The sequence below is a fragment of the Magnetospirillum sulfuroxidans genome (assembly GCF_018224925.1).
Classification (GTDB): domain Bacteria; phylum Pseudomonadota; class Alphaproteobacteria; order Rhodospirillales; family Magnetospirillaceae; genus Magnetospirillum; species Magnetospirillum sulfuroxidans.
The window spans coordinates 1-6237 of sequence record NZ_JAGTUF010000040.1 but is presented as its reverse complement, the minus strand read 5'-3'; the positions used below and the strand labels follow the sequence as shown (position 1 = coordinate 6237).

6 protein-coding genes are annotated in these 6237 nt (G+C 60.8%); 2 read left to right on the top strand and 4 right to left on the bottom strand.

The genetic code is table 11. From position 1 onward, the window contains the following. Positions 1-64: 64 nt before the first annotated feature. Positions 65-2035 (bottom strand): hypothetical protein, encoded by a 1971-nt coding sequence (locus KEC16_RS19400; RefSeq protein ID WP_211552044.1) that lies wholly within the window; start codon positions 2033-2035, stop codon positions 65-67. Between the two features lie 135 nt (positions 2036-2170). Here KEC16_RS19400 and KEC16_RS19395 point away from each other — a divergent pair, with 135 nt between their 5' ends. Continuing rightward, positions 2171-2944: a polysaccharide deacetylase family protein gene (locus KEC16_RS19395; protein WP_211552042.1), complete on the top strand. Its 774-nt coding sequence runs from the start codon at positions 2171-2173 to the stop codon at positions 2942-2944. A 4-nt stretch (positions 2945-2948) separates the two neighbouring features. Next, positions 2949-3902 carry a glycosyltransferase family 2 protein gene (locus KEC16_RS19390; RefSeq protein WP_211552040.1) on the top strand — a complete coding sequence of 318 codons (954 nt, stop codon included), beginning with the start codon at positions 2949-2951 and terminating at the stop codon, positions 3900-3902. Here the strand turns inward: KEC16_RS19390 and KEC16_RS19385 are convergent. The 3 genes from KEC16_RS19385 to KEC16_RS19375 are packed head-to-tail and all read right to left on the bottom strand — an operon-like array spanning position 3893 to position 6082. Continuing rightward, positions 3893-4399, bottom strand: a complete 507-nt coding sequence (locus tag KEC16_RS19385) for an acyltransferase (protein ID WP_211552038.1) — start codon at positions 4397-4399, stop codon at positions 3893-3895. The genes KEC16_RS19390 and KEC16_RS19385 overlap by 10 nt on opposite strands. 4 nt (positions 4400-4403) lie before the next feature. Further along, entirely contained in the window at positions 4404-4946 is a 543-nt protein-coding gene (locus KEC16_RS19380) for an acyltransferase (protein ID WP_211552036.1), read from the bottom strand. After that, positions 4943-6082 carry a DegT/DnrJ/EryC1/StrS family aminotransferase gene (locus KEC16_RS19375; protein WP_211552034.1) on the bottom strand — a complete coding sequence of 380 codons (1140 nt, stop codon included), beginning with the start codon at positions 6080-6082 and terminating at the stop codon, positions 4943-4945. The genes KEC16_RS19380 and KEC16_RS19375 overlap by 4 nt, the downstream gene beginning before the upstream one ends. Between the last annotated feature and the right edge of the window lie 155 nt (positions 6083-6237).

Here is a 6237-nt window from a genome sequence, read left to right as displayed (position 1 = left end):
GCCGCTCCACACCACAGATTGAGTCAGACTTTCGACGCTTTGGGAATCCCCTTTCGTTCCAAAATTAGAACTGCTGGTGATCGGCGGCGGTCGGGCACTTGGGGAAAGGGGCATCGGCGGGTCGTTTCGGTACCAGCAAGGTGGCGGTGCGATAGGTAACCGATCTCTCGATCCATTGGGCGGTACCGATGGAGGCGAATTCAGCCGCGAAGCGATTCCAGTGTTGTGGCTGGTAGCGGCTGTAAAGGGACGAATCGCCGTAGCTGAGATAGATGCTGGGATAGCCCAGGCGGGCGATTAGGTCGGGAAGAGACGACGAGGCGTCAGCCGCCTGCTGTACCGTGGGGCCCCAGAAGTCGAGGTCGCAGAACAGCTGGCCACCCATGAAATTGCGCAGGCCCAATCCAGGTTCGTAGTGCAGATAAAGCACGGGGCGGGCGGTGATCTCGGCTATTTCCCGCTCGTTCCATTGTTCCCGCATCAGGCGGGCGATGTTCAGATCGACGTTATGGTCGCGGTAGCGGGTGAAAGCCCAGTTCAACAATGCGCTCGGCCCTTGGCGCAAGTCGATGCCGGCTTTTGCCGTCAGTACGACGGTGCCGCCGGTCACGGCGATTCCGCCACCCACCACCAGGGCGGCGATCAGCAAGCGGAGAGATGGCCGCCACCGCCACAAGGGGGTGACGCGGCCCAGGACATAGGCCGGATACCAGGCGAACAGATGGATGGCCACCAGGGTTGTCTTGCTGTATTCGTGACTGGACCGGTATTGGGTCAGGTATTGCAGGATTTGCGGCAAGGCGGCCAAGGCCAGCGGCAACAAACCGGTGGCCAGCCAGGAAAGCCGCTGCGTCCGCTGCCGCCACCAGATCGCCGTCAGAACCAGGGCCGCCAGCAGGTAAAGGTTGCGCAGGCCGATCACAGTCGGGGCCAAGTGACCATCGGTCAGCACTCCCAGATCGTTCAGCGTACCGGACAGCAGCATGGATTGTGGCGGTGCCGCGACCTCCAACAGCTTCGAGCCTGGATAATAGGGACTGGGCGGGGCAAGGATACAGGCGATTTCGCGGCTGGACAAGATCAGCAAGATGATTCCGAGCCCCAGCCACGGCCGAAGGTCGGGCTGCCGTTGCAGCCGCCAGGTCGCGCCATAACCGGCAATCATTATCAAGCCGGAATAAAAGGCGCCGTAATGACGACCGACGACCAGGAAGAGCGAGGCGGCGGCTGTCCACAAGGCACGGCGGCGGATATCCTGGCCCTGGGTCAGCGTTACCAGCATGACGGCGCCGCCCAGATACAGCATGGCGTCGCCCCAATTGCGGGCCATGGTGGTGCGGTAGAGAAAATCGCCCGCCAGCAAGGCCAGGACCATCAGGCCATAACAGACCAGAGCGGCGCGCGAGGCGCGCAAGGCTTCCGCCAAGACGCAAAGGCTGAGCAAGGCTGCCAGGGTCGAGGCGGCACTGTAGGCATGCCAGGCGGAGAACGGCCCGAACCATTTACCCAAGGCAACCAGGCCCATCAGGTCCAATCCATAGGAGATGCTGGCAAGGTATCCGTTGCCGAAGGCAAAATCCTCGACCCGGCCGAAGCGATCGATTTGGAACGACCCTTCGATATAAAGCGGATACCAGCCGTGATGGGATGACAGACTGGCGGATGGGTCCAACTGGATGATGCGCAGACTCCACACCGTGATGATGAGGATCGCGCTCACGGCGATCAGCCATGCCCGGTTGTCCGGCGGTGCGGCGGGAAGGGGCGGCAGCGCCATGCGCAAGGCCAGGACCAGAGCCACCGTCCCGGCCAGCACCAATGGGCCGAACCACGTCAGTGATGCGCCGGTCTGGCGCAACCCCAGCATGGCCAGAGTGGCGGCCGCGCACAGCAGCAGGAAGCCGAAGGCGGGGGCAAGCAGCCCGCCAAGACGTAAGCCTCGGCCTATGGCCCAAGACAGGGTCAGGAAGAGTGCGGTGCAAGCCAGCACCTGCCGTTGTGTGAAATCAAGGAACAAAAGTTCAAGCAACGACATCACGTGATCCGGTCAACGATACATATTGCCAGGGGTTTTCCCATTGCGCCCACCGTTGGGTCAAGCGGCATTCTCGACCCGTTCGCCCTGGCCCCAAGGTCATTGCTTTCCCAGGGCAAAGAGGTTTAATTCCAAATGGATTCTTGCGAGTGGGCGATGATGGACGTTTTCAGTTTCGAAGGGCTCGGGCTGTTGCTGCGCCGGGCAAAGGCCTGTAGCCCGGTATTTCCGTTGCGCGATTGGCACGGTCAGGCGGGGGTGATCCTGCGCCATGACATTGACCTCGACATGGCCGCCGCCTACGAATTTTCCCGCGTGGTCGGGGAAAACGGAATCCGCTCGACCTTCTTCTTTCTGGTGACGGCGGAAACCTACAACGTCAACGCCATGCCGGCACGGCGGATGTTACGGTCCATGGCCGAAGACGGTTTCGAGGTGGCGCTGCACTTCGACCCCCAGGTCTACCCCGATGCCGATCATGCCGGTTTGGCCCATCACGCCAGGGCTGAAGGCGACGTGCTGGCCGACATCATCGGCCAAGCCGTGGATTCGGTTAGCCTGCACAATCCATCGGTCCACGGCAATTTCATGCTGCTGGACGGCTGGAACAATGCCTATGATCCAGCCATTTTCGCTGCTGATCGCTATCTGTCGGATTCACGCATGCGGTTCCGCTCCGATCCCCTGGATTTTGTCGCCCAAGGGGCCGAGCGGATCGTACAATTGTTGTTGCATCCCCTGCACTACAGCCAAAGCGGCGGACGCTATCCGCTGCCCATGCTAAACTACCTGGAACGCCAGACCCGCATGGTCGACGCCATGTTCCGCGTCAATTCCGAATATCAGGACCGCGTTGGCGACCGTTTGTTGGATGCCTTGACCGATGCCGTACCGCACTGGAAGCCTTAAGCCGATGAAACTGTCCATCGTCACCCCCGCCTATCGCGAAGCGCGCAACCTGCCGCTGATGTACGAACGCCTTAAGACAGTGTGCGACGGCCTGAATATTCAATGGGAATGGGTGATCGTCGATGACCATTCCCCTGATGACACCTTCGCCGTCACCCACGAACTCGCTGAGCGTGACGCGCGTGTCCGCGGCATGCGCTTGTCACGCAATTTCGGCAGCCACGCGGCCATTTCCTGCGGGCTGGCAGCAGCACTGGGCGATGCGGCGGTAATCATGGCCGGCGATCTGCAAGACCCGCCCGAAACCATCCCAGCGCTGATGGATCATTGGCGCCAGGGGGCTCAGATTGTCTGGGCGGTGCGTACCAAGCGGGAAGGTGAGACCGTCTCGACTCTTGCCTTCTCCCAACTTTATTATTGGCTGATGCGCCATGTCGCCAGTCTGAAAGACACGCCGGCCATGGGAGCCGACTTCTTCCTGATGGACCGGATAACGATGGATTCCTTTGCCCAGTTCGGCGAACGCAATGTCAGCATCGTCGCTCTGGTGCAGTGGATGGGGTTTCGTCAGGCCCATATCGAATACGTCAAGGAAGCCCGCCTGCACGGTGTATCAGGGTGGAGTCTGTCGAAGAAAATCAAGCTCGTCATCGATTCCATGACCTCGTTCTCGTATCTGCCCATCCGAGCCATGTCAGCCATCGGTGTTGGCGTCGCTTTGTTCGGCTTTCTCTATGCCCTCTACATATTGGCGGCGGCGCTGGTGGAACGAGCCGTGCCCGGATACGCATCGCTGATGGTGGCGGTGTTGATCCTCAGTGGGTTGCAGATGGTCATGCTGGGCGTACTGGGGGAATACATGTGGCGTAACTACGACGAATCCCGTCGTCGCCCACGCTGGCTGGTAGAGAGCGCCGTCGGACGCCTCCCCGAATCAGGCAAGCCGCCTCAGGGCTGAAGCCGCGCCGGGCTGCCCCAGGCACGGGAGCCAGCGGTAATGTCACCATTAACAAGGGACAAGGCGCCGACCACCGCCTTGTCCCCGATGCTGACGCCCTTAGCCACAACGGTATTCGGACCGATATAGACGCCGGAGCCAATGCTGACCGGAGCCTTGTCGATGGGATCAGCGCCCATGCTGATGCTCCGGCGGACGGTATCGTGAGTGTAGATTTGCACACCGGCACTGATCGAACACCAATCGCCGATGACCAATGGAGCGCCGCTGCCATCCAAGACGCAATTGGGACCGATCCAGGTGTTTTCTCCGACACGAACGTCACCCAGAATCAGCACATTGTCATAGCACGACGAACCGGCCCCGAAACCATAAGAGCGAGCAATTTCCCAGCGGTCAGTCAGTAAATCGCCCAACGCCACCCGGCGGTCATATTTCGACCGCATCTCGGCGGTCAACCGCCGATAAAGTGTCTGTAAGGCGGGGAGCAGATCCACGGCGCTAATCGACCAGTTTGTCAGCGGCGGGCGTTGGTCCGGTCATGTCCCAGTCCAACCGCTTGCCTGATCGGGTGACATAATCGACCAGCTTGGCCGGGTTGCCCATGACCAAGCCATGGGCGGGGATGTCTTTGGTCACCACGGCGCCGGCGGCGACCATGGCATAATCGCCCAAGCGGATGCCGCAGCGGATGGTGGCGTTGGCGCCGATGGAGGCGCCGTTGCCGACGCGGGTCTCGGTGATCTTCCATTCGGTGTTGAAGGCGCGTGGCACCAGATCGTTGGTGAACACGGCGTTGGGACCGACGAAAACGTCATCGCCGATGGTGACGCCGTGATAAACCGATACACCGTTTTGGATCTTGCAGCGGTCCCCGACCACCGCGCCGATGTCGATATAGCAGGACTGACCGATGTTACAGCCGCTGCCGATCACCGATTTCTCCCGCACCTTGGACCAGTCCCAGATGCGGGTGCCTGTGCCGATGGTGGCATCGTCATGAACCACGGCACTGGCATGAACGAAGACGTCGGCGCGGCTCACTGGCAGCTCTCCACCACTTTGCGCAATACGGCGACGATACGATCCTGAGTGACGTCGTCCAGGTAGGGATGCATGGGCAGGCTGAACACATGGCCCATCTTGTCTTCGGTTACCGTCATACCGGCGGGATCACGAGGGAAATGGGCATAAGGTCCCTGCAGGTGCAACGGTGTCGGGTAGTAAACGCCGGTGGGCACACCGTCAGCGGCCAACGCCTTGACGATGGCGTCACGGTTGGCTGTGGTCATGGTGTATTGCGCCCACACCGATGTGCCGCCTTCGATCACCACCGGGGTGGCGACCACATCGGCCAGCAATTGGGTGTAGCGCTTGGCGACACGATCACGGGCCTGAATTTCATCGGCGAAGATGCCCAGCTTTTCCAGCAAGATGGCCGCCTGCATGGTATCGAGCCGGCCATTAACGCCGATGCGGGCATGTTCATAACGGTCACGCCCCTGACCATGGTTGCGGATGGAGCGCAGAATCTCGATCAGCCCATCGTCGTCGGTCAGTACCGCGCCGCCATCGCCATAGCATCCCAGGGGCTTGGCCGGGAAGAAGCTGGTGGTGGTCATTTCAGCCAGGGCACCCACGGGTTTTCCGTGCAGGGCGGCGCCGAAGCTTTGGGCCGCATCCGCGATCATGGTCAGGCCGTGCTTGGTGGCGATGGCGCCAAGGGCCACGTAGTCGGCCGGTTGACCGAACAGATCCACCGGCATCACCGCCTTAGGCACCAGATGCGACGGGCAGGAATCGATGCAACGTTGCAGGCTGGCCGGGTCCATGGTCAACAGATCGGGCAGGATATCGACGAAAACCGGAGTGGCACCAACCAGAACGGCTGCCTCGGCGGTGGCGACGAAAGTAAAGGATGGCACGAAGACGGCGTGACCAGGACCGATTCCTTTGGCCATCAGCGCTAAAACCAGAGCGTCGGTGCCGCTGGCACAGGCAAGAGCATGTTTAACCCCGCCCCATTGCGCCAATTGCTTTTCCAGCTCGATGATTTCCGGCCCCATGACGAAGGCACCGTGCTCCAACACCTTTTTTAGTGCCGCTTCGACCTTGTCGGCGATACGCAGGCGCTGGGTTTTCAAATCGATGAAGGCGATGGGATCTGGGGTGGCAGTCACGGCGAAAACCCGCACAGTCAAAGGGATGGCAGGTTTTATGGACCTTTTCCCCAGGTCGATCAAGGTTGATCGGTGCCAGCCAGCAGTTCTCAGTATGGCGCGTCAGGCGAGGGTTTGGGGTTGCAGGGGGGCGCTACGGGATGTTGTGTGGTCAG